At 61.8% G+C, this 20,738-nt stretch carries 19 protein-coding genes; 8 read left to right on the top strand and 11 right to left on the bottom strand.

The window, feature by feature from the left end; genetic code table 11:
• Window position 1: 1 nt before the first annotated feature.
• The 5 genes from ACSAMM_RS10700 (at window position 2) to ACSAMM_RS10680 (ending at window position 5,431) form a co-directional block, all read left to right on the top strand.
• Window positions 2-574 carry a xanthine phosphoribosyltransferase gene (locus ACSAMM_RS10700; RefSeq protein WP_178726035.1) on the top strand — a complete coding sequence of 191 codons (573 nt, stop codon included), beginning with the start codon at window positions 2-4 and terminating at the stop codon, window positions 572-574.
• Window positions 575-649: 75 nt separating this feature from the next.
• Complete coding sequence (locus ACSAMM_RS10695; protein ID WP_457791340.1) at window positions 650-1,801, top strand: BMP family ABC transporter substrate-binding protein; 1,152 nt, start codon at window positions 650-652, stop codon at window positions 1,799-1,801.
• A gap of 53 nt (window positions 1,802-1,854) precedes the next feature.
• A complete protein-coding gene (locus tag ACSAMM_RS10690) occupies window positions 1,855-3,372 on the top strand; it encodes an ABC transporter ATP-binding protein (RefSeq protein WP_457791339.1) in 1,518 nt (505 codons plus the stop codon).
• 2 nt (window positions 3,373-3,374) lie between these two features.
• Window positions 3,375-4,478, top strand: a complete 1,104-nt coding sequence (locus tag ACSAMM_RS10685; protein ID WP_457791337.1) for an ABC transporter permease — start codon at window positions 3,375-3,377, stop codon at window positions 4,476-4,478.
• Entirely contained in the window at window positions 4,475-5,431 is a 957-nt protein-coding gene (locus ACSAMM_RS10680) for an ABC transporter permease (RefSeq protein ID WP_178726043.1), read from the top strand. The genes ACSAMM_RS10685 and ACSAMM_RS10680 overlap by 4 nt, the downstream gene beginning before the upstream one ends.
• A gap of 43 nt (window positions 5,432-5,474) precedes the next feature.
• Here ACSAMM_RS10680 and ACSAMM_RS10675 read toward each other — a convergent pair whose 3' ends face one another.
• From ACSAMM_RS10675 to ACSAMM_RS10630, 10 genes are all read right to left on the bottom strand, one after another.
• Window positions 5,475-6,494, bottom strand: coding sequence for a polysaccharide deacetylase family protein (locus tag ACSAMM_RS10675; RefSeq protein ID WP_457791336.1), 1,020 nt, complete (start codon window positions 6,492-6,494; stop codon window positions 5,475-5,477).
• Window positions 6,495-6,729: 235 nt separating this feature from the next.
• Complete coding sequence (locus tag ACSAMM_RS10670) at window positions 6,730-7,176, bottom strand: aconitase X swivel domain-containing protein (protein WP_457791334.1); 447 nt, start codon at window positions 7,174-7,176, stop codon at window positions 6,730-6,732.
• A complete protein-coding gene (locus ACSAMM_RS10665) occupies window positions 7,173-8,441 on the bottom strand; it encodes an aconitase X (protein ID WP_457791332.1) in 1,269 nt (422 codons plus the stop codon). Before ACSAMM_RS10665 ends, ACSAMM_RS10670 begins: the two co-directional genes overlap by 4 nt.
• Before the next feature lie 39 nt (window positions 8,442-8,480).
• Entirely contained in the window at window positions 8,481-10,745 is a 2,265-nt protein-coding gene (locus ACSAMM_RS10660; RefSeq protein ID WP_457791330.1) for an oxidoreductase, read from the bottom strand.
• Between the two features lie 430 nt (window positions 10,746-11,175).
• A complete protein-coding gene (locus ACSAMM_RS10655; protein WP_457791329.1) occupies window positions 11,176-11,919 on the bottom strand; it encodes a PHP domain-containing protein in 744 nt (247 codons plus the stop codon).
• A 21-nt stretch (window positions 11,920-11,940) separates the two neighbouring features.
• Window positions 11,941-12,258, bottom strand: coding sequence for a hypothetical protein (locus ACSAMM_RS10650; RefSeq protein WP_457791328.1), 318 nt, complete (start codon window positions 12,256-12,258; stop codon window positions 11,941-11,943).
• Window positions 12,255-12,599 carry a hypothetical protein gene (locus ACSAMM_RS10645; protein ID WP_457791326.1) on the bottom strand — a complete coding sequence of 115 codons (345 nt, stop codon included), beginning with the start codon at window positions 12,597-12,599 and terminating at the stop codon, window positions 12,255-12,257. Before ACSAMM_RS10645 ends, ACSAMM_RS10650 begins: the two co-directional genes overlap by 4 nt.
• Window positions 12,600-12,611: 12 nt before the next feature.
• Complete coding sequence (locus ACSAMM_RS10640; RefSeq protein ID WP_178725029.1) at window positions 12,612-13,910, bottom strand: [Fe-Fe] hydrogenase large subunit C-terminal domain-containing protein; 1,299 nt, start codon at window positions 13,908-13,910, stop codon at window positions 12,612-12,614.
• A gap of 21 nt (window positions 13,911-13,931) precedes the next feature.
• Window positions 13,932-14,348: an ATP-binding protein gene (locus ACSAMM_RS10635; protein WP_457791324.1), complete on the bottom strand. Its 417-nt coding sequence runs from the start codon at window positions 14,346-14,348 to the stop codon at window positions 13,932-13,934.
• Between the two features lie 98 nt (window positions 14,349-14,446).
• On the bottom strand, window positions 14,447-14,794 hold the full coding sequence (locus tag ACSAMM_RS10630; RefSeq protein WP_178725033.1) for a hypothetical protein: 348 nt from the start codon (window positions 14,792-14,794) through the stop codon (window positions 14,447-14,449).
• A gap of 223 nt (window positions 14,795-15,017) precedes the next feature.
• Between ACSAMM_RS10630 and serC the strand changes: the two genes are divergently transcribed.
• A complete protein-coding gene (gene serC / locus ACSAMM_RS10625) occupies window positions 15,018-16,103 on the top strand; it encodes a 3-phosphoserine/phosphohydroxythreonine transaminase (protein WP_457791321.1) in 1,086 nt (361 codons plus the stop codon).
• 87 nt (window positions 16,104-16,190) lie between these two features.
• The gene (locus ACSAMM_RS10620) at window positions 16,191-17,348 is read left to right on the top strand and encodes a phosphoglycerate dehydrogenase (RefSeq protein WP_457791319.1); all 1,158 of its coding nucleotides are present in this window, start codon (window positions 16,191-16,193) and stop codon (window positions 17,346-17,348) included.
• Window positions 17,349-17,507: 159 nt separating this feature from the next.
• On the opposite strand, the gene ACSAMM_RS10615 is transcribed toward ACSAMM_RS10620, so the two are convergent.
• Window positions 17,508-19,127: a Na/Pi cotransporter family protein gene (locus ACSAMM_RS10615; protein ID WP_457791317.1), complete on the bottom strand. Its 1,620-nt coding sequence runs from the start codon at window positions 19,125-19,127 to the stop codon at window positions 17,508-17,510.
• Between the two features lie 393 nt (window positions 19,128-19,520).
• On the opposite strand from ACSAMM_RS10615, the gene ACSAMM_RS10610 reads away from it, so the two are divergent.
• Window positions 19,521-20,735, top strand: a complete 1,215-nt coding sequence (locus tag ACSAMM_RS10610) for an argininosuccinate synthase (RefSeq protein ID WP_178725048.1) — start codon at window positions 19,521-19,523, stop codon at window positions 20,733-20,735.
• Window positions 20,736-20,738: the final 3 nt, after the last annotated feature.

The following is a 20,738-nucleotide window of genomic DNA, read 5'->3' as shown; positions in this document are numbered from 1 at the left end:
CATGCAGCTTTTGGAAGAGCGGATCCGCCGGGACGGCAAGGTGCGGGCCGGCAACGTCCTCAAGGTGGACAGCTTTCTCAACCACCAGATGGATATCGAGCTGTTCAACGAAATCGGGCGGGAATTCTACCGGCTGTTCGGGGACAGCGGCGTGACGAAAATCCTGACCATCGAGGCCTCGGGCATCGGCATCGCCTGCGTGACCGCCCAGTATTTCCATGTGCCGGTGGTGTTCGCCAAGAAAAACCAGACCAAAAACATCGACGGCGGCGTCTATACCACCCAGGTGGAATCCTTCACGCACGGGCGGGTGTACGACATCCGGGTCGCCAAGGAATTCCTGCGGCCCGGCGATCGGGTGCTGCTTATCGACGATTTTCTCGCCAACGGCAAGGCACTCATGGGCCTCAGCCAGCTGGTGAAGGACGCGGGCGCCGCCCTGGTGGGCGCGGGCGTCGTCATTGAAAAAGGGTTCCAAAAGGGCGGCGATCGCTTGCGGGAACAGGGAATCCGGGTGGAATCCCTGGCGATTGTGGACGCCATGGACGAAGAGGGAACCATCACGTTCCGCTGATCAAGGTTTATCGGGCGGCGGGACGTTCCGCCCCGCGCCCTGTAAATAGGAAGAAGAAAACAGGAGGAAGAAAAGATGAAGAAAATTCTCGCATTCCTGCTGGCCGCCGTTATGCTGTTCGCCGTCGCCGGCTGCAGCCAGGACGGCAGTGACAGCAAAACCCCCGCCGGCAGCCAGGCCAGCGGCGGCGCCATGCCCGCCGTTGCCAAGGACGACCTGAAGGTGGGCGTCATCCATATCGGTGAACCGGCGGACGGCGCCGGCTATTCCTACGCGCATGATCAGGGTATTGTGGCCATGCAGAAGGAACTGGGCCTTAAGGACAGCCAGATCATCCGCAAGAACAACATTCCCGACACCGATACCGCCAAAACGCAGACTGCCATCGAAGAGCTGGTCGAGGAAGGCTGCCAGGTGATTTTCGGCACCAGCTTCAACTATATGAACGTGATGGAGCAGATGGCTGAAACGTATCCGAAGGTCATTTTTTCCCACTGCTCCGGCTATAAAAACAACGGCAAGAACATGAATAACTACTTCGGCCGGATTTATCAGGCCCGGTATCTGGCGGGCATCGCCGCCGGCATGAAGACGCAGTCCAACAAAATCGGCTATGTGGCCGCCATGGACGTCACCAACTCCGAAGTGACCGGCGGCATCAACGCCTTTGCCATGGGCGTCAAGTCGGTCAACGCCGATGCCCGCGTGTATGTGAAGGTCACCAACACCTGGTTCGATGTCACCAAGGAGAAGCAGGCCGCCGAGGCCCTGCTGGCCGATGGCTGCGACGTCATCGCCCAGCACTGCGACACCACCGCGCCCCAGCTGGCCGCCCAGGAAAAGGGTGTGTGGGGCTGCGGCTACAACTCCGATATGACCGAATCCGCGCCCAAGGCTCACCTGACCGCCCCCATCTGGCATTGGGGCGCCTACTACACCTCGGCCGTTAAGGAAGTCATCGAGGGCACCTGGAAGCCGGTGAACTACTTTGGCGGTATGGCCGAGGGCTTCATCGACATCTCCCCCCTGACCGCCAACTGCGCCGAGGGCACGCAGGCCAAGATCGACGAGGTGTCCGCCAAAATTAAGGACGGCTCCTTCAAGGTATTCGAAGGCGAAATTAAGGACAACCAGGGTAACATCGTCAACAAAGCGGGCGACGTTATCCCCGATGGGGACATCACCGGCAAAATGAACTGGTATTTCGAGACCGTCGTGGTAAAATAAGCCGCCCGGCGGCAGACCGTATCCCCCCATCTTCCGGAAAGGACATGGAGCTTATGGAACCAGCGAACACGGCAATTGAACTCAGTGGCATTACCAAGCGGTTCGGGTCGGTCGTCGCCAACGATCACATCGACCTTTCCGTCAAGCAGGGCGAGATTCTCGCCCTGCTTGGCGAAAACGGATCGGGAAAAACCACGCTGATGAACATGCTGTCGGGGATTTACCGCCCCGACAGCGGTTCTATTTTTATCGGCGGGCAGGCGGCGGTTATCCGGTCGCCCGAGGACGCGGCCCGGTATAAAATCGGCATGATCCACCAGCACTTTAAGCTGGTGGGGGTGCACACGGCCGCCGACAATATCCTGCTCGGCTCAAAAAAGGAGAGCTGGCTTCTTAGGAAAAACCGGGGAGCGCGCATCCGAGAGCTTTGCGACGCCTACGGGCTGGAAATCGACCCGGACAAGCGGGTCTACGACATGTCGGTCAGCGAAAAGCAGACCGTCGAAATTCTTAAGGTGCTTTACCGGGGCGCGGACATTCTCATCCTGGACGAGCCCACCGCCGTGCTGACCCCCCAGGAGACGGACAAGCTGTTCGACATCCTGCGGCGCATGAAGGAGCGGGGCTGCGCGGTCATTATCATCACCCACAAGCTGAACGAGGTGCTGGCCATCAGCGACCGGGTCACCATCCTGCGCAAGGGGCAGAGCGTGGCCACCGTGAAGACCGCGGACACCGACGCGAGACAGCTCACCGAGCTGATGGTGGGCCGGCCCATCACCCTGTCCATTGAGCGGCCAGAGCCGGAAAGACATGAGAAGCTGCTGGAAATCCACCGGCTGACGGTGCTCAACGGCGAGGGTGTGGAGGCCCTGCGGGACGTGAGCTTTTCACTCGGCGAGGGCGAAATCCTGGGCGTCGCCGGGGTGGCGGGCAGCGGGCAGAAGGAGCTGTGCGAGACCATTGCGGGCCTGCAGAAGGTCAAGGAAGGCGCTATCCTCTATAAAAAGGAAAACATCGTGGGCAAAACGCCCCGCGAAATCATAAAAAAAGGCATCAGCATGAGCTTTATCCCCGAGGATCGGCTGGGCATGGGCCTGGCCGCCTCCATGGGCATGGTGGACAACATGCTGCTCAAAAGCTATCTCAACGGCCGGGGGCCCTTTGTCCGGCGCCGGGAGGCCCGGGAGCTGGCCCGGCGGCTGGTAGGGCAGCTGGACATCGTGACGCCCGGGGTGGACACGCCGGTGCGCCGCCTGTCGGGCGGCAACGTGCAGAAGGTGCTGCTCGGGCGGGAAATTGAGTCCAACCCCCATGTGCTGATCACCGCCTACGCGGTGCGGGGGCTGGATATTCACTCCTCCTACATGATTTACGACGCACTCAACGCACAGAAGAAGAAGGGCGTGGGCATCCTGTTCATCGGCGAGGATCTGGACGTGATGCTGGAGCTCTGCGACCGGATACTGGTGCTCTGTCACGGGCAGGTGACCGGCGTGGTGGACGCCAAGGGGACGACCAAGGAACAGCTCGGTCTGATGATGACCGGCGCCGGGCAGGAAGGAGGATGAACATGGCAGACTCCACAAATACGAAAAAGAACACCGCCCCGCTGCTGCGCATCGTCAAGCGCGCGGAGATGTCCGCCGGGAAGGTGGCGCTGCTCTCCGCCGTCGGATTGCTGGCTGGCATCGTGGTGGGCGGCCTGTTTATCCTGATGCTGGGGCAGAACCCCTTCGCGGTCTACGCCGCCATTGCCAAGGGGGCGTTCCGCAGCAGCCTGGCCACCAAGGGCGTGGTGAAAATCGCCGTCCCGCTGCTCATCTCCTCGCTGGGCATCGTCCTGGCCTTCAAGATGAAGTTCTGGAACATCGGCGCCGAGGGGCAGATTATCATGGGCGCCATCTTCGCCACCTATTTCGGCGTGTTTCACGGGGACTGGCCCAAGGCGGTGCTGCTGCCTGTCATGTTCCTGGCCGGCATCGTGGGCGGCGGGTTATGGGGGGCGATTCCCGCCTTCTTCAAGACCAGGTTCGGCACCAACGAGACCTTGCTGACCTTGATGCTCAACTACATCGCCTTGTACCTCATCATGTTCCTGCGGGAGGGCCCCTGGCGCGACCCGTCCAACATGGCCTTTCCCCAAATCGCCACCATCGGTGAAAACGCCCGGCTGGGCGAGGTCTTCGGGGTGCACGCCGGCTGGATCGTCGCTCTGGTGCTGGTGGTTCTCGTCTTCGTGTATATGAAATACACCAAGCACGGGTATGAAATCAGCGTGGTGGGCGAAAGCCAGAACACCGCCCGGTACGCCGGGATGAACGTAAGCAAAATCGTGCTGCGCACCATGTTCATCAGCGGCGCCATCTGCGGCCTTGCCGGGATGGTACAGGTGTCCGGCAACACCTATAACCTGAGCGACGGCATCGCGGGCGGCGTGGGCTTCACGGCCATCATCGTGGCCTGGCTGGCCCGGCTGAATCCCTTCGTCATCGTGATCATCACCGCGCTGTTCAGCATCCTGGAAAAGGGCAGCAGCGTGATGCAGAGCGCCTTCGGGCTCTCCTCCGCGGTGTCCGATATCCTGCAAGGCATCATCCTGTTCGTAGTGCTGGCGGTGGATTTCTTCACCCGGTACGCGCTGGTGATCCGCGGCGGAAAGGAGGAACAGGCATGACGGCGATTATCAACTTCCTGTTTGCCGCCATCAAGGCCGGCACCCCGCTCCTCTTCGGCACCACCGGCGAGATCGTCACCCAAAAGGCGGGGAACCTGAACCTCGGCGTGGAAGGCATGATGTACATGGGGGCCTTCACCGGCTTCTATGTGGGCCTGACCACCGGCAGCCTGCCTCTGGCCCTGCTGGCCGCTTTCGGGGCGGGCATGCTGGGGGCGCTGATTTATGCCTTCCTCACCGTCACCCTCAAGGCCGACCAGAACGTCACCGGCCTGACCCTGACCATTTTCGGCACCGGCTTTGCCAACTTCTTCGGCGAGGTGATGATCAGCCAGACGGCCGGCGGCCAGCCCAAGCTGCCCGAAAACCTGCTGGGCATCCTGGCCGAGCATCCCATTCCCCTGCTCAGCAGCATCCCCTTCTTCGGCAAGCTGCTCTTCTCCCACAACCTGTTGGTCTATCTGGCGGTGGTGGTGGCCGTGCTGTGCGGCTTCTACATCTCCCGCACCCGGGCGGGGCTGAGCATGCGCTCGGTGGGCGAGAACCCGGCGGCGGCCGACGCGGCAGGGATCAACGTCACGCTGGTCAAGTACACCAACATCCTGCTGGGCGGCGGCATCTGCGGCCTGGGCGGGGTGTATATCTCTCTCATCAACGGCGGCGGTGTGTGGAACAACGGCTGCGTGGGCGGCCAGGGCTGGATTGCCGTGGCCCTGGTGATCTTCGCCAGCTGGAGCCCTGTCAAGGCGATCCTGGGCTCCCTGGTGTTCGGCGCGTTCAGCGTGCTGCAGCTGTATATTCCTCGGAACATCCTGCCGCTGCCCAACGCCTTTTACGTCATGCTGCCCTTCCTGATCACGGCCATCGTCCTGATCATCACCTCCATGCGCAAATCCAAAAAACACGCGCAGCCCGCCGGCTGCGGCGTCAACTATTTCCGCGAGGAACGGTAAAAACAGGCGGAGGAACCACAACTGGTTCCTCCGCCTGTTTTTGTTAGGCTTTATCCTTGAAATGGTCGCCGCTGTAATAGAAGCGCCCGGCCTGCAGGCCGCCGCCCTTTACTCGGATGAGCTCGGGCACCGTAACCATAGTGTAGCCCTGGGCGGTAAGGCGATCCATCATCTCCACCGCCGCGTCCACGGAGGTTTCGTATACGTCGTGCATCAGCACAATGGCTCCGTCCTGGACGCCGTATTTCCCCTGCCGGAAGGCCGTGGCCAGGATGGTGTCCTTGTTCCGGTGCTCCCAGTCCCGGGTGTCCACCGTCCAGTTGACGACAGAAACGCCCTTCTCCTTGGCGTAGCCGAGCAGCCGGTTGTCGTAGTTGCCGCCCGGCGGCCGAAGCAGCACGGGAGCGTAGCCCACCGCCCCGCGGATAATGGCCGCGCACTTGTTCACCTGATCCTGCATCGCGGCGGCCGCGCCCTTGGTCAGGTTCTGGTGGGCGTAGGAGTGGTTGCCGATGACGTGGCCCTCCGCGTCCATCCGCTTGAGAATTTCGGGATGTTTGGCGGCGTTGGTGCCCACGACAAAAAAAGTGGCCTTTATGTTCCGCTTTTTCAGCTCGTCCAGCAGCCGGGGGGTGGTCTTTCCCCCCGGGCCGTCGTCGAAGGTCAGGGCGATGAGCTTGGTGCCGGCCGGATAGACGGCGCCGGTCACCTTGCTGGCCAGCTGCTGCTTGGCGGCGGCTAAATCCTTCCGGGCGGCCTCCAAATCCTTTTTCGCCTGCTCCAACTCTTTTTGCAGCTCCTGCGCCCTGGCGGCGTCCCCCGCCGCATCGGCCAGCTGCTGCTCCGTTTCCTTCAGCTTCCGCTCCGCTTCCTCCGCCCGCTGCTGCAGCTCCTCCGCCGTTTTCTGGTTGGCGTTCTGCAGCTCCTCCAGCTGCTCCCGGTACCACAGCACGCCGGAAAATGCCACGCCGCCCGCCACGGCCAAGGCGACGATCAGCAGCAGACACGCGATAAGCCCCGCCATCAGCCGCCGGTTCAGCGGTGCGGCTTCTTTTCCTTTCATCCCGCCGCCTCCTTTCCCCCCGTACCTGTATAGTTTACCATACCCGGCATCGAATACAAAGCGTTTATGGGCATTTTCTAAAATTTCCTAAAAAATCTTCCGCTGTTTCTTTAGATGTTTCAGCCGGGAAAAAAGTTGATGTTCAAATAAAACGCAAAATGCGGGCCACGTTTCGTGGCCCGCAGGGGATTTTTCAGGGGATCAAAAACATAAAATCCTTTCCCTTTTGGTGCAGTCAGTCTTCAACCTCGACCGTGCCGTCGGCGTGCACCGTCAGCGTCATGCCGTCCCGGACATAGGCGAGGAATTCCTCGCCCAGATTGTCCACGGTGGGCATGCTGTGCGGCGTCCATACGTCGGCCAAAATGGCCCCCGCCGCGGCCAGCGAGTCGATGGGCAGGGAAAACAGCATGGCGGCCGGCGCCGCCCCCATCGAGCAGGCGGTGTGCAGCACCATGCCGCCGGTGGTGGAACCGATGGTCTGCGGCAGGCAGAGAGCGGTGCCGGTCATCACCTTGCCGTATAGATCGGCGTTGTTCTGATCGGAGCAGACCGCCTGGGTCTTTTTCGCCAGCAGGCTCTTCTGGAAGGAGGCCAGCGTGTTGAAGCCCTCGTGGCTGACCAGCGCCTTAGCCTTCGCCTCGCCGGGCACTACGGGGCGGCCCTTGAAAATTTTGCTCATGCCCCTTCGCCTCCCTTCACGAGAATGGCCGTCACTTCGTCGTCGGTATAATACCGGGCGGCGGTATAGGTGCGCAGCTTATTGGAATTGGTGATAACCGGCAGGGCTTTGCACAGGGGGTTGTTCATGTACATCAGCGGGCAGATGTAGGACAGGCGGGCGCCGGTGGCCCGCAGCCTCTCGAAATACGGCGTTTTCCGGAAGGCCTCCAGCACGTCGGGGGCGGCGGTCAGCACCGTCTTGATTTTCAGCCGCCCGCCCTGCAACGCGCCCTCCAGCTTCTCCGTCCAGCCGATGAGCTGGCTCAGGGACAGATGGGGGCAGCCGATAAAGCACAGCTTCGGCTTGGCGTCCGGGTTCTTCCAAATGACCGGATAGCCGGCCTTGACCCGCTCCAGCTCCGCGTCGTCGATGACATAGGTTTTGGCACCGGGGCGTATCAACGCGTCCCCCAGATCCACCGCCTCGGGGGTCAGGCCCTCCACATGGTACAGCCCCACCGCTCCATTGGACGCGGAGGCCGCGCCCATGTCCTTGAGATACGCCTTTGCGCTGTCGTCCAGCTGGCCGCCCAGGAAGGGGGCCAGCCCCTTGATATAGGGCACGTCCTCCATGACCTTCAGGCCGATGGCGCTGCCCAGCACTTGGGCCTCCGGTCTTTTGGAGGTTTTCACCTCCACCACCCAGGAGGCCCGGCGCCCCTCGTCGGTCAGCAGCCCGAAATAGGGCACCCTGCCCAGGATGGCGCCGAAAATGTCCATATACGCGGAGTTCCGGTTGCAGCGCGCGCCCAGCACCGAGTTGGCGTACACCACGGCGGAGGATTCCGACCAGCTGAGCACCTGGCCCAGGGCGGGCACATTGCCCACCTCGTCCATATAGCAGGTGCAGGTGAACGCCTTGTCGTTCTTCAGTCCCAGCCGGCGCAGCTGCCCCTCGTAGTCCTCCTGCTTGCCGTACATAACGCCGAACACGATCCGCTGCAAAAAATTGCAGGGGACGTTTTCGAAATCCAACGGCCGGGGGTCCATGGTAAAGGGCTGCTCGGCGTGAAGACCTGCCGCAATCAGCTCGTCCATCACGTCGAACAGGGCGGTGGTCACCGAAAGGCCGAAGGAGGTCACCAGATGGGCCTGGCCGGTGGCGGGCACCATCTTTTCGGCCCCGAAGGTGTCGCCGTACATTACCAGGGACTTCATCACCTTGGCCAGAGTTTCCCCCCGCTGGCCGTCCAGGATCGCTTGTTCTTCCGCAGTCAGCCGCATACAATCATCCTTCCTTGTCTGGGGCACGACGCCCCCGGTTTATAACGCCAGCGCCAGCGCGTAGGCCGCCCGCACGGCTTCGAATACCCTGCCCACCTGGTAGCTGTCGCCGAGCTGGCGCACCAGGGGGGCCACCCGGCGGCGCTGCGCCTCCAGGAAGAGGGCATCGTCCGCCCGTCCGCCCGCAGCCAGCACAATGAGATCCGCGTTCAGGGAGATGGCCTGTTCCTCCACCTTGATGCGGGGCGCCAGAGGATTCTCGATGTTTTCCGGCAGGATGGGGTGCCAGGTGTCATAGGGATCCGGCACGGTCGGGGACACATTGCGCACCGCCAGCAGGCCGTCGGGGGTGAAGCCGGTGACCCTGGTGCAGTTGAGCAGCTCCACCCCGTTTTTGTGTAGGGTATGAATGAGGTGCCCGCGATTGGCGGTGCAGGTGTGGTTCATGATCACGGGGGTCATCTCCAGCACCTTGACCTCCTTATGCAGCTCCTGCCGCAGCCAGAAGGCGGTTTCGCAGCCCACCACGCCGCCGCCGATGACCGCCACGTACCGGGCGCCCTCCGCCAGCTCGGGGTGCATCAGCAGATCGGTGGCCTGGACGATGTTGGCGTTCTCCGCCCCGGGCAGATCCAGCCGGACGTCAGCCGAGCCGGTGGCCACCACCACCGCATCGAAGCGCTGATCGGCCAGCCAGTCGGCTGTGGCCTCGGTGCCGGTCAGGAAAGTCAGCCCGTGCGCCGCCTCGGCCTTTTTCACCTGCCGCTCCAGATATAGGCGGTAGTTGTCCACATCGAACTTGATTTTCGGCACACTGCCGGGGATCAAGCGCCCGCCGATTTTCCCGCTTTTTTCGATGAGGGTGACCCGATGCCCCCGGGCGGCGGCGGTGACCGCGGCGACCACCCCGGCGGGCCCGGCCCCCACGACGGCGATCCGCTTGGACGCCTCGGCCTTGGGCGGCGCGGCGGGATAGACATGCTCGAAGGCGGTACGGGGGTTGACCGCGCATTGGGGATGGCCCCCCTCCACGAATTCGTTGAGGCACCCCTCCTGGCAGCCGATGCAGGGGCGGATGTCCTCCACCTGGCCGGCATAGGCCTTGTTGGGCCACTCGGGATCGGCCAGCAGCGGGCGGCCGAGCATCACCATGTCGCACAGGCGGCCCCGCAGCGCCGCCTCCGCCAGATCGGGATAGCCCAGCTTGCCCACGCCCACCACCGGCACCTCCGCCCCGGCGTTGGAGCGGATCTGGTTGGCGGAAAAGAACTCCTTGACGGTGCGGGCCACCTCCAGGAAACAGCCGGGAGGCATGGAACCCGGCGGATGGGGCAGCCACCAGTTGTCGTAACAGCCGAGATCCACGTCGAAGATGTCCACGCCGGCGGCCACCAGGTTCTTCATGTATTCCAGGGTCATGTCCACCGTGCGGCCGTTGACGAACTTCTTCATGGAGGTGCCGTGGATGGCCTCGCCGTAGGTCTCGTTGAGGGCCAGGGACAGGTCGATGCGGTACATGATGGGGTAGGCGTCCCCCACCCGGCGGCGGATTTCCCGCACCATGTCCAGGCCGAAGGCCTGCCAGTTGGAGAAATGGCCCAGGGCACGGCGGTTGAAGGCCGGGTTGGTCATCTGCTCGAGCAGATAGCCCTCGTGGCCGTGGAGATACACGCCGTCCAGGTTGGCCGCCTTGGCGTCGGCCGCGGCCTGCCCGGCGTTTTTGATGATGTGGTTCAGCTTGCGGCCCGATAGGGGCAGGCAGGGCACCTGCGACATGTAAAAGTTGGGGTTCAGGGAGGAGGATACCGGGAATTTCAGGGAATTGACCAGGCATTGGGGATTGCCCACCCGGCCGAGCCCGGGGGTCAGCTGTATGAAGAATTTGGCCCCATAGGCGTGCACCCCCGCCGCGATGTCCCGCCAGGCGGCGAACACGGTGCGGGAGCGGTCGATGCGGGGGAAGTAGCTCAGCTTGCCCAGCTCGATGATGGAATGGTCGATGCCGAAGCTGACCGGCACCAGCCCGGAGGTGATGAGCCCCACGCCCCCTTTGGCCCGCTCGATGAAATACTGGATCATCTTCTCATTCGGGCGGCCCGTTTCCTCGCACATACTGATGTTCCCCATGGGGGCCATAACCAAGCGGTTTTTGACCGTCATGCGGTTGATGCGGATGGGGGAAAACATAGCGTCATAGGGATACAGATCTTTGGTCATCCGGCCGCTTTGCACCCGGGAGGGGTCGTCGAACCAGTGGCCGTAATCGTCCACCAGCCGCTGCACCTGCGCGTCGGTTTTCAGCATATGTATCGCCTTCCTTTCAAACGAATTCTTGTGTGTCGGATTGGTTTCATTATACAACGGGCCGCTCGCCGGCAAAACCCTTTTGGAAAAGAATTCAAGAGATGTTCAGCCGTTGCACACAAACAGCCGATGCGTGGCATCGGCTGTCTCAGCTTGTCGACAACGTCGACAAGCTGCTGGACGGGGACGCCGGATCACGGCGGCTCACTGACGTTCGCCTTGTTCCATCTGTCCCCGCTGGCGGAGCGTTCGCTCCGCCCGACCACGCCCTGCTCTTGAAAACCGGCGGAAACACGTGTGTTTCCACCAGTTTCCGCCTATAAGGTGTGTTTGCGAGGCACATGTCCTCGCAAACACAAATTGGTAACCCGCCTCCACCTTTTTTCGTTTTCCGAATGGCAGATTCCCCTTTTTTTGACAGCCTGAACACTTACCCCACGCCCGTCCGTCCCCAGCCGCAGGGCAGCCGGCCGTCCAGGGCGGCGATGACCGTCTCCGCCCTCTTGTCGGGTAGCTCCAGCCAGGGGCCGGGATCGGGGATTTGGTGGAGATAATGGGCGTCGGAATCGCACAGCAGGATTTTCCCCCGCGCCTCCCGGTACTGCGCGCATAGGACCTCCACGTCCCCCCGGGCGGTGATTTCCACCGCCGCGAAGCCCAGGGGCGGCAGATCGCCCAGGGCCGCCGTCACGCTGTAGGACGGGCGGTCGATATGGGCGGGGAAGGCGGTGCCGCCGTGTTTACGGGCCAGTCCCAGCACCTCGTCCACCGAAATACCCGACGCAGTGGTCAGCAGGAGGGTTTCCCGCCCCACGATGTCGTCCTGCGCGTCCAGCAGCAGCTGCTCCCCGAAAATGTCGGGCCGGTTCTCCACCGGGGGCAGGGTGGGCCGCACCGCCGCCTCAAAGGCCAGCGCCCCCTCCAGGGCGGGGAACAGGCAGACCACATGGGCTTCCTCGGCGGTGCACAGCTCCATACCGGGCAGCACCAGCAGGCCCGTCCCCCGCGCCGCCTCCATCACGGCGGCGCAGTTGCCGCAGCTGTTGTGATCGGTCACCGCGATGGCGTCCAGCCTCGCCAGCGCCGCCATGCCCGCCAGGTTGGCCGGGGTCATATCGTTGTCGCCGCAGGGGGACAGGGCGGTATGTATATGAAAATCATAAGTCAGCCGCAAGGCGCCGCCCCCTTTGCTTTATCAACGGAACGCCCCGAAAACGGCCAGGAGGATAAGGCCGATCAAAGCCGCCAGAAGGAGGGCGGCCAGCCATTTGAGGCTTTCCAGCGCCCGCAGCTGCTTGAGCGCTACGAGCAGCTGCTGCTCCTCCGGGGCCAGCTGCTCCGGATCCAAGCGGACAAATTCGCCGCTCTTCTCTATCTGATAGATATCGTCCGGCAGCGGCTCGCCCCGCTCCATCCGCTCCTTCAGGGCCTTGTTCTCCTCGGGTGAGCAGGCACCGACCCGCAGAATGCCTTGCTGCCACAACAGGGAATACAGCTCCTCCCGCGCCTTCACGGCGTCCCCTCCTTCTCCAGCAGCCGGCCGATGTCCAGGGCCAGCTCATAGGCGGGGCGGGGGCTGCGCAGCACTGCTACGTCCTGTGCCCGTGCCTTCTCGCCGGCCGCCTCGTCCAGGGGGGACGCCTCGGTCAGCAGGATGCAGGCCACGTCGGCCAGCACCGCCACGGCGATGGCGTTGACGTTGCCCATGACGGTCAGCCATACGCATCCGGCCGGCGCGCGCCCCATCACCCAGCTGAGCAGATCCCCGCAGTAGCCGCCGGTTACCTCCCGGCCGCCGTCTCCCGGGACGACGGTTTCAAGGGACAGCGCACGGCTCAGCTCTTCGACAGTCATTGTCCTTCCTCCTCAGTCCTCGGAGGGGGGCACGTAGCCCTCCAGCCGGCTTAATTGGACGGCGATGTCCTGTATCTGCCTGCGCATGAGGAAGATGCAGTCGGTCTCCTTGGCCAGCCCCTGCACGGCGTCCTCCGCCAGGGCCCGGCAGGTCGGCGCGCCGCAGGAGCCGCAGTCCAGCTGGGGCAGCCGCTCGCTGATGGCGTCGATGCGTTCCATCAGGCGCATGGCGTCCTCCACGTTCTCGGCCAGCTTCATGACCGGCGCGAACTCCAGCCGGTCGGTCCATTCCAGCCGCTCCGCGCACCCCGCGTCCTCGGTGCGGTTGCAGGAAACCGGCAGGTATTTGCGCAGCCGCTGGATCCGCGCGCGGGCCACATAGCCGTTCTCGGCGGCGAATATGCCCCCCACGCAGCCCCCCGCGCAGGCGTTGAGCTCGATGAAATCCAGCTCCTGCAGCTTTTCGTCCTCCAGCTCCTCGAGCACCTGGATGACGTTCTCGATGCCGTCCGCGGCCAGATGGTTCTCGTTGAGCAGGCCGGCGGCTTCTCCGCCGATGGAGGACCAGCTCACCCCGATGATGCCCGACCGGGCCAGAGGCTCCACCTTGTCCAGATGGTTCATGGCGGAGACCAGCCGAGGATACAGATCGCTGATGGACAGCACGCCGTCCACGTTGGAGTGGGGGATGCCGATGGGCACCCGCACGTCCGTCACCTTGGCGGCGCAGGGGGAGAGGAAGAAAATCCCGATCTGCTCGCTTGGCAGGCCGGTTTTCTTCATGGCCTCCTCCCGGGCCAGCAGGGCGGCGATTTCCATGGGCGCCTTCAGGGGCAGCACATGGTCGCACAAATCCGGGAAACGCACCCGGATCAGCCGCACCACCGCCGGGCAGGCCGAGCTGATGGCCGGCTTTTTCAGCTTTCCGTCCCCCAGCAGCTGGCGGGTCAGATCCGAATGGATTTCCGCCCCCCGCGACACCTCGAACACATCGTCGAACCCGATGGCCTTCAGCCCCGTGAGCACGATGTCGATGTCGTCCAGGTGGTTGAACTGCCCGTACAGGGTGGGGGCGGGCAGGGCCACCGTATAGGTAAAATCCTTCAGCATCTCGAAGGGGTCGTGCCCCGCCTTTTTGGCGTGATGGGGGCAGACCCGGATGCACTCGCCGCAGTCGATGCACCTCTCGGAGATGATCTGCGCCTTGCCCCCCCGCACCCGGATCGCCTGGGTGGGGCAGCGCTTGATGCAGTTGGTGCAGCCGACGCACTTCTCCTTGTCCAGCGTGACAGAGTGGAAAAACCGATCCATCACCAAGCCTCCCTGCTTCCGTCAGACCTGGACCGTCAGGGTCATGGTGGTGCCCGCGCCGATGACCGTCTCGATCGCCATCTGATCGGTGTATTTCTTCATGTTGGGCAGCCCCATCCCCGCGCCGAAGCCCAGCGAACGGATGTTGTCCGGGGCGGTGGACCACCCCTCCTGCATGGCCTTTTCCACGTCGGGGATGCCCGGGCCGTGATCGGTAAGCACCACCGTGACCCTGTCGGGCAGAATATCGACGTCCGCCACCCCGCCGCCGGCGTGGATGACCATGTTGATTTCCCCCTCATACATGGCGATGGCCACCCGGCGGATGGCGTCGGGGGGGAAGCCCAGCTGCTTGAGGGTGCGCTTGACCGCGGCGGAGGCTTCCCCGGCACGGGTGAAATCGTCGCCCGGCACCTCAAAATGCAGATGCTTGTTCATATGTGCACCCCCGCTCCGCCGTACTTGGGCGGCTGATATTCATCCCTCTTATGGTCTGTCATCATGCTGTCCTCCTATAGTTTGAAAAGCGCCGCTTTTCAAACCTCCCCGCCTTTCAGGCCGTTTTCATACAGCAGCCCGCAGGCGGTGAACATCCGCATGGGGGACTTGAGCAGGACGATGCCGCGGTCGCCCGCCAGCTCGATCATATCGGGGGTGGGGTCCTTTCCCCGGACAAACACGATGCAAACCATATCCATCATGTCGGCGGTGCGCACCACCTGGGGATTCACCAGCCCGGTCAGCAGCACCGACTGATCCTTGACAAAGGCCAGCACGTCGCTCATCATGTCGCTGCCGCAGGCGTTGTGCACCTCGGTTTCCAGATGATCCGCGCCGCAGACCAGATCGGCTTGCAGGATGCGTACAATATCGGCAATGGTCATACACTAGGCTCCTTTCTCTTGAGGGAAACGCCGCGGAGCGGCTCCGCAGCATGTTGCCTATATTATATCGTGCCCCGTCTGCAAAAGCAAGCGAAACTCCGAACCACCGGCCGCCGGACTTAAAAATTTTCCGCGGTTTCCCGCTTTTTGGATTGACACGGATTTAACGGAATAGTACAATAAAACGTATTGATTCTATTACGCGTATGGAGGTAGATGCAACATGGCAAGAGTGTATAATTTTTCCGCCGGCCCCTCGATGCTTCCCGAAAGCGTTCTGAAGACCGCGGCCGAGGAAATGCTGGATTATCACGGCTCGGGACAGTCGGTGATGGAGATGTCCCATCGCTCCAAGACCTATGACGCCATCATCAAGGAGTGCGAGGCCCTGCTGCGCGAGGTCATGGGGATTCCGGATACCTACAAGGTGCTGTTTCTCCAGGGCGGTGCCTCCTCCCAGTTCGCCATGCTCCCTCTCAACCTGATGAACGGCAGCGGCAAGGCCGACTTCGTCATCACCGGCCAGTGGGCCAACAAGGCGTACCAGGAGGCTTCCCGCTACGGCGAGACCCATGTGGTGGCCAGCTCCAAGGATAAGACCTTCTCCTACATACCGAAGCTGGATCCCGCCACCTTCACTCCCGACGCCGACTATTTCCACATCTGCATGAACAACACCATCTACGGCACCAAGTATCACGAGCTGCCCGACACCGGCCGCGTGCCGCTTATCGCGGACATTTCCTCCTGCATCCTGTCCGAGCCCATCGACGTGTCCAAGTTCGGCGTGCTGTACGCGGGCGCGCAGAAGAATATGGCTCCCGCCGGCCTGACCGTGGTCATCATCCGGGAGGATCTCATCGGCCACGCCCGTGACATCACCCCCACCATGTTCAACTACCAGACCCATGCCGACAACGATTCCATGTACAATACCCCGCCCTGCTACACCATTTATATCGCCGGGCTGGTGCTGAAATGGATCAAGGAGGAAATGGGCGGCCTGGCGGCCATGAAGGCTTACAACGAGAAAAAGGCCGGGATCCTTTACGATTTCCTGGACAGCTCCAAGCTGTTCCGCGGCACCGTCGTCAAGGAGGATCGCTCGCTGATGAATATCCCCTTCGTCACCGGCACCGAGGAGCTGGACGCCAAATTTGTCAAGGAAGCCGCCGCGGCCGGGTTCGTCAACCTGAAGGGCCACCGCACCGTGGGCGGTATGCGGGCTTCCATCTACAACGCCATGCCCATCGAGGGCGTGGAAAAGCTGGTCGCGTTCATGCGGGAATTCGAGAAGGCCAACGGCTGACCCCTTTCCCCGGGAAAGCACCGCCACCAATTTGAACAAGACCCTGTGTCCGTCGGACACAGGGCCAGGAAAGGATACGGAGCTAAGATGAATATCTGCACGCTGAATAAGATCGCGGCCTGCGGCACCGCCCGCTTCGACGCCGCCAAATATACCGTTACCGAGGATCTGTCCACCGCTACCGGCGTGATGGTGCGGTCCGCCGCTATGCACGATATGGAGCTGCCGGACAGTCTGCTGGCCATCGCCCGCGCGGGCGCGGGCGTCAACAACATCCCTGTGGACAAATGCAGCGAAACCGGCGTCGTGGTGTTCAACACCCCGGGCGCCAACGCCAACGCCGTCAAAGAGCTGGTCATCGCCGGCCTGCTGATTTCCTCCCGCAAGGTGATTTCCGGCATCGAATGGGCCAAGACCCTGCAGGGCCAGGAGGGCGTGGCCAAGCTGGTGGAAAAGGGCAAATCCGCGTTTGTCGGCCCGGAGATCAAGGGCAAACGGCTGGGCGTTATCGGCCTGGGCGCCATCGGCATCCTGGTGGCCAACGCGGCCCACAGCCTGGGCATGGAGGTCTATGGCTACGACCCCTATCTGTCGGTGGACGCCGCCTGGGGCCTGTCCCGCTCCATCATCCACGCCACCAGCCTGGATCAGATTTATGCCAACTGCGATTACATCACCGTGCACGTGCCGCTGACCCCCGACACCAAGGGGATGTTCAATGCCGCCGCCTTCGCCGCCATGCCGGATGGGGTGCGGATTCTCAACTTCTCCCGCGCCGACCTGGTCAACATCCCGGATATGAAGGAGGCCCTGGCCTCCGGCAAGGTGGCCGCGTATGTGGTGGACTTCCCCACCGAGGATATCCTGGGCGTGGAAAACGTCATCGCCATTCCCCACCTGGGCGCCTCCACCCCCGAGAGCGAGGACAACTGCGCCGTCATGGCCGCTGATGAGCTCATCGCCTTCCTGGAGGACGGCAACATCGTCAATTCGGTGAATTTCCCCACCGTGGAGGTTCCCCGCACCACCGAGCGGCGCATCTGCGTGCTGCATAAGAATGTGCCCAATATGCTCAGCCAAATCAGCGGGGTGGTGTCCGCCACCGGCATCAACATCGAGACCATGGTGAACAAGTCCAAGAAGGACAACGCCTATACGGTGCTGGATGTCGAGGGCGATCCCGACGAGGCCGCGCTGGAGAAAATCCTCGCCATCGACGGCGTCATCCGCGTCCGGAAAATCTAAAAGCAATCCTATTCGCCAAACAGCGCCCGCCGATATCGGCGGGCGCTGTTGCATATCGTTAAAAGACAATGAGGCCGGCGGGGACAAAACAAAAAGGAATGCCGAGGCTTTAAGCCTCGGCATTCCTTTTTGTATGGTTCAACAGGGCTGCTTGTCCCCTCACGCGCCGTCGTTGTCGTAGGCGGCGTACATGATGTTGGTTGCGTGGTCGGAGACCCGCTCCAGGTCGGTGAGAATGTCCACATACAGCATGCCCACTGCCGGCGTGCATTCCATCTTGCCCAGCCGCTCCACGTGATGGTTGCGCAGCTCCACCACCAGATCGTCGATCTCCTCCTCCTGCGCGAGGATGGCGCCGGACAGCTCCTTGTCCGGGTGCCGGTGCAGGAAGTAGTCGATGGACTCGTCGATGATTTTCAGCACCCGGTCTCCCATGTCTCGAAGCTCGGTCAGCGCGGAGTCCGAGAAGGGGGGCGCGTCCCCGCCGAATTCGCCGTATTCCAGGATGTTTTCCGCGTGGTCGCCCACCCGCTCCAGGTCGTTGACCACGTGGAACAGGTTGCCCACCACCCGGCTGTCCTCCTCGGTCAGGTCCATGGCGTGGATTTTGACCAGGTAGCTGGTGATGTTGTGGTTGAGGTAGTTCATGACCTGCTCATTCTGCTTGATGAGCTGCTGCGACTCCTTGTTGGGGGCGAAGAAGGTCAGCATCGCCAGCTGGAAATTGTTGCGGGCGATGTGGGCCATCCGCTCCACCTCCTTGATCACCTGGGCCACCGCGATGGACGGGGTGCCCAGAATGCGCTCGTCCAGAAAATGGAGCCGCATCTCCTCATATTCCGAATCCTTTCCGGGGATCAGCTTCTGGGACAGCTTGACCAGCAGCTGGGCGAAGGGGAACATGATGACGGTGGTGACGATGTTGAAGCCGATGTGGGCGTAGGAAATCTGCATCTCCGGATTATCGGTCAGCCGCATGATGAATTCCGGATAATGAAGCAGCAGACAGATGGGGATGAACAGGATGGTGCCGATGACGTTGAACATCAGGTGCATCATGGCCGCCCGCTTGCCCGCCCGGTTGGTGCCGATGGAGGCGAGCATGGCCGTGGCGCAGGTGCCGATGTTCTGGCCGAAGAGGATGAAGATGACGCCCGGCAGGGTGACCGCGCCGCTGGCGGCCAGGGCCTGGATGATGCCCACCGAGGCGGAGGAGGACTGGATGACCGCCGTGAGCACCGCGCCCGCCAGGATTCCCAGCACCGGGTTGGAGAACTTGACCATCAGCTCGCGGAACGCCGGCATCTCCCGCAGGGGCACCATGGCGCTGGACATGCCCTCCATGCCGGTGAACAGGATGCCGAAGCCCACGATGACCATGCCCAGATGCTGCAAGAATTTCTTCTTGATGAACACCACGAAGATCACGCCGATAAAAATCAGCACCGGCGCGATGGCGTTGATTTTCAGCCCGATGAGGAAGCTGGTCACCGTGGTGCCGATGTTGGCCCCCATGATGATATACACCGACTGCTCGAGCTTAAGCAGCCCGGCGTTGAGGAAGCCGACCACCATGACGGTGGTGGCCGAGGAGGACTGGATGGCCCCGGTGACCACCACGCCCACCAGAATGCCCAGCAATGGGTTGGAGGTGATTTTCTCCAGCAGCCCCTTGAGGCGGGATCCCGCCACCAGCTCCAGGCCGTCGCCCATCAGCTTCATGCCGAACAGGAACATCCCCAGCCCGCCGAGCAGGGTCAACACATGCGTATAGTTCAAGCAAACACCCCGTTATGCCTCCCCGCCGCCAGAAACCGAGCGATTTAGGAAGCAAAAATTCTTTAAAACTATAACAAGGCTTTGTTAAGGGCGTGTTAAATATCAAAAAAATCGATCTTTTTATCAAATATTCGCGGAGGCGGGTATACATTATGCATCTTAAAATGTATAATTATTCATTTTTAAATGCATAATGTATAGCGTGGTGGTGAAGAAATATGGGAAAATACCGCCTGTTTATTGCAAACTTGGTCAGGGTGACAAAAATAGGCGGGATAGCATAAATATGCGTTTTTCCCTCTTGCAAAACCGCACAACGGCGCTTATAATATGAAAAAAGGCAACGAAATCGCACAAAAGCGAACGAAAGCGAACAGAAAGGAAGCTGCTGGCATGGAGTCGATCAAAAAAGTGGTCCTGGCGTATTCCGGAGGACTGGATACCTCTATTATTATCCCGTGGCTGAAGGAAAACTACAACAACTGCGAGGTGATCGCGGTCGCGGCCGACGTGGGCCAGGGCAAAGAGCTGACCGGTCTGGAAGAAAAAGCCAAAGCCACCGGCGCCTCCAAGCTGTACATAGAGGATCTTAAGAAGGTATTCGTGGAAGAGTATATTTATCCGACCCTGAAAGCCGGCGCCGTATACGAAAACCAATACCTCCTAGGCACCTCCTTCGCCCGCCCCATTATCGCCAAACGGATTGTGGAAATCGCCTTGGCCGAGGGGGCGGACGCCATCTGCCACGGGTGCACCGGCAAGGGGAATGACCAGGTGCGGTTTGAGCTGGCCATCAAGGCCTTTGCCCCGAACATGAAAATCATCGCCCCCTGGCGGATTTGGGATCTCAAATCCCGGGAGGAGGAGATCGCTTACGCCGAGGCGCATCATGTGCCCCTGAACATCACCCGGGAGACCAATTACTCCAAGGATAAGAACCTGTGGCATCTGTCCCACGAGGGACTGGATCTGGAGGATCCGGCCAACGAGCCGAAATATGACGAGATTCTTGAAATGGGCGTGTCCCCCGAGAAGGCGCCCGACAAGGCGACCTACATCACCCTGTCCTTTGAAAAGGGCGTGCCGGTGGCCCTGGACGGGGAAAAGCTGGACGGCGTGGGCATGGTCGAAAAGCTCAACAAGCTGGGCGGCGAGAACGGCATCGGCCTGGTGGACATGGTGGAGAACCGGCTGGTGGGCATGAAGAGCCGCGGCGTGTACGAGACCCCCGGCGGCACCATCCTGTACAAGGCGCACGAGGTGCTGGAGACCCTCTGCCTCGACCGGGACACCCAGCATTACAAGCAGCAGATGGTGGCGGGCAAGTTCTCGGAGCTGGTGTATTACGGCCAGTGGTTCACCCCTCTGCGGGAGGCCCTGTCCGCTTTCGTGGACAGCACCCAGGAGCATGTGACCGGCGACGTAAAGCTCAAGCTGTACAAGGGCAACATGATTCTGGCCTCCGTTACCTCCCCCTATTCGCTGTATGACGAGGAAATCGCCACCTTCGACGAGGACGAGGTGTATGACCAGATGGACAGCCAGGGCTTCATCAACCTGTTCGGCCTGCCGATCAAGGTGCAGGCCCTCAAGCAGGGGCGGAAATAAGCC

This window comes from Anaeromassilibacillus sp. SJQ-5 (genome assembly GCF_054108045.1).
This window is presented reverse-complemented; position numbering and strand designations above follow the sequence as displayed.

Bases quoted from the DNA above. Each gene is read 5' to 3' on its own strand.
- ACSAMM_RS10700 (WP_178726035.1), top strand. From the start codon at position 2: ATGCAGCTTTTGGAAGAGCGGATCCGCCGGGACGGCAAGGTGCGGGCC.
- ACSAMM_RS10695 (WP_457791340.1), top strand. From the start codon at position 650: ATGAAGAAAATTCTCGCATTCCTGCTGGCCGCCGTTATGCTGTTCGCC.
- ACSAMM_RS10690 (WP_457791339.1), top strand. From the start codon at position 1,855: ATGGAACCAGCGAACACGGCAATTGAACTCAGTGGCATTACCAAGCGG.
- ACSAMM_RS10685 (WP_457791337.1), top strand. From the start codon at position 3,375: ATGGCAGACTCCACAAATACGAAAAAGAACACCGCCCCGCTGCTGCGC.
- ACSAMM_RS10680 (WP_178726043.1), top strand. From the start codon at position 4,475: ATGACGGCGATTATCAACTTCCTGTTTGCCGCCATCAAGGCCGGCACC.
- ACSAMM_RS10675 (WP_457791336.1), bottom strand. From the start codon at position 6,494: ATGAAAGGAAAAGAAGCCGCACCGCTGAACCGGCGGCTGATGGCGGGG.
- ACSAMM_RS10670 (WP_457791334.1), bottom strand. From the start codon at position 7,176: ATGAGCAAAATTTTCAAGGGCCGCCCCGTAGTGCCCGGCGAGGCGAAG.
- ACSAMM_RS10665 (WP_457791332.1), bottom strand. From the start codon at position 8,441: ATGCGGCTGACTGCGGAAGAACAAGCGATCCTGGACGGCCAGCGGGGG.
- ACSAMM_RS10660 (WP_457791330.1), bottom strand. From the start codon at position 10,745: ATGCTGAAAACCGACGCGCAGGTGCAGCGGCTGGTGGACGATTACGGC.
- ACSAMM_RS10645 (WP_457791326.1), bottom strand. From the start codon at position 12,599: ATGACTGTCGAAGAGCTGAGCCGTGCGCTGTCCCTTGAAACCGTCGTC.
- ACSAMM_RS10640 (WP_178725029.1), bottom strand. From the start codon at position 13,910: ATGGATCGGTTTTTCCACTCTGTCACGCTGGACAAGGAGAAGTGCGTC.
- ACSAMM_RS10635 (WP_457791324.1), bottom strand. From the start codon at position 14,348: ATGAACAAGCATCTGCATTTTGAGGTGCCGGGCGACGATTTCACCCGT.
- ACSAMM_RS10630 (WP_178725033.1), bottom strand. From the start codon at position 14,794: ATGACCATTGCCGATATTGTACGCATCCTGCAAGCCGATCTGGTCTGC.
- serC (WP_457791321.1), top strand. From the start codon at position 15,018: ATGGCAAGAGTGTATAATTTTTCCGCCGGCCCCTCGATGCTTCCCGAA.
- ACSAMM_RS10620 (WP_457791319.1), top strand. From the start codon at position 16,191: ATGAATATCTGCACGCTGAATAAGATCGCGGCCTGCGGCACCGCCCGC.
- ACSAMM_RS10610 (WP_178725048.1), top strand. From the start codon at position 19,521: ATGGAGTCGATCAAAAAAGTGGTCCTGGCGTATTCCGGAGGACTGGAT.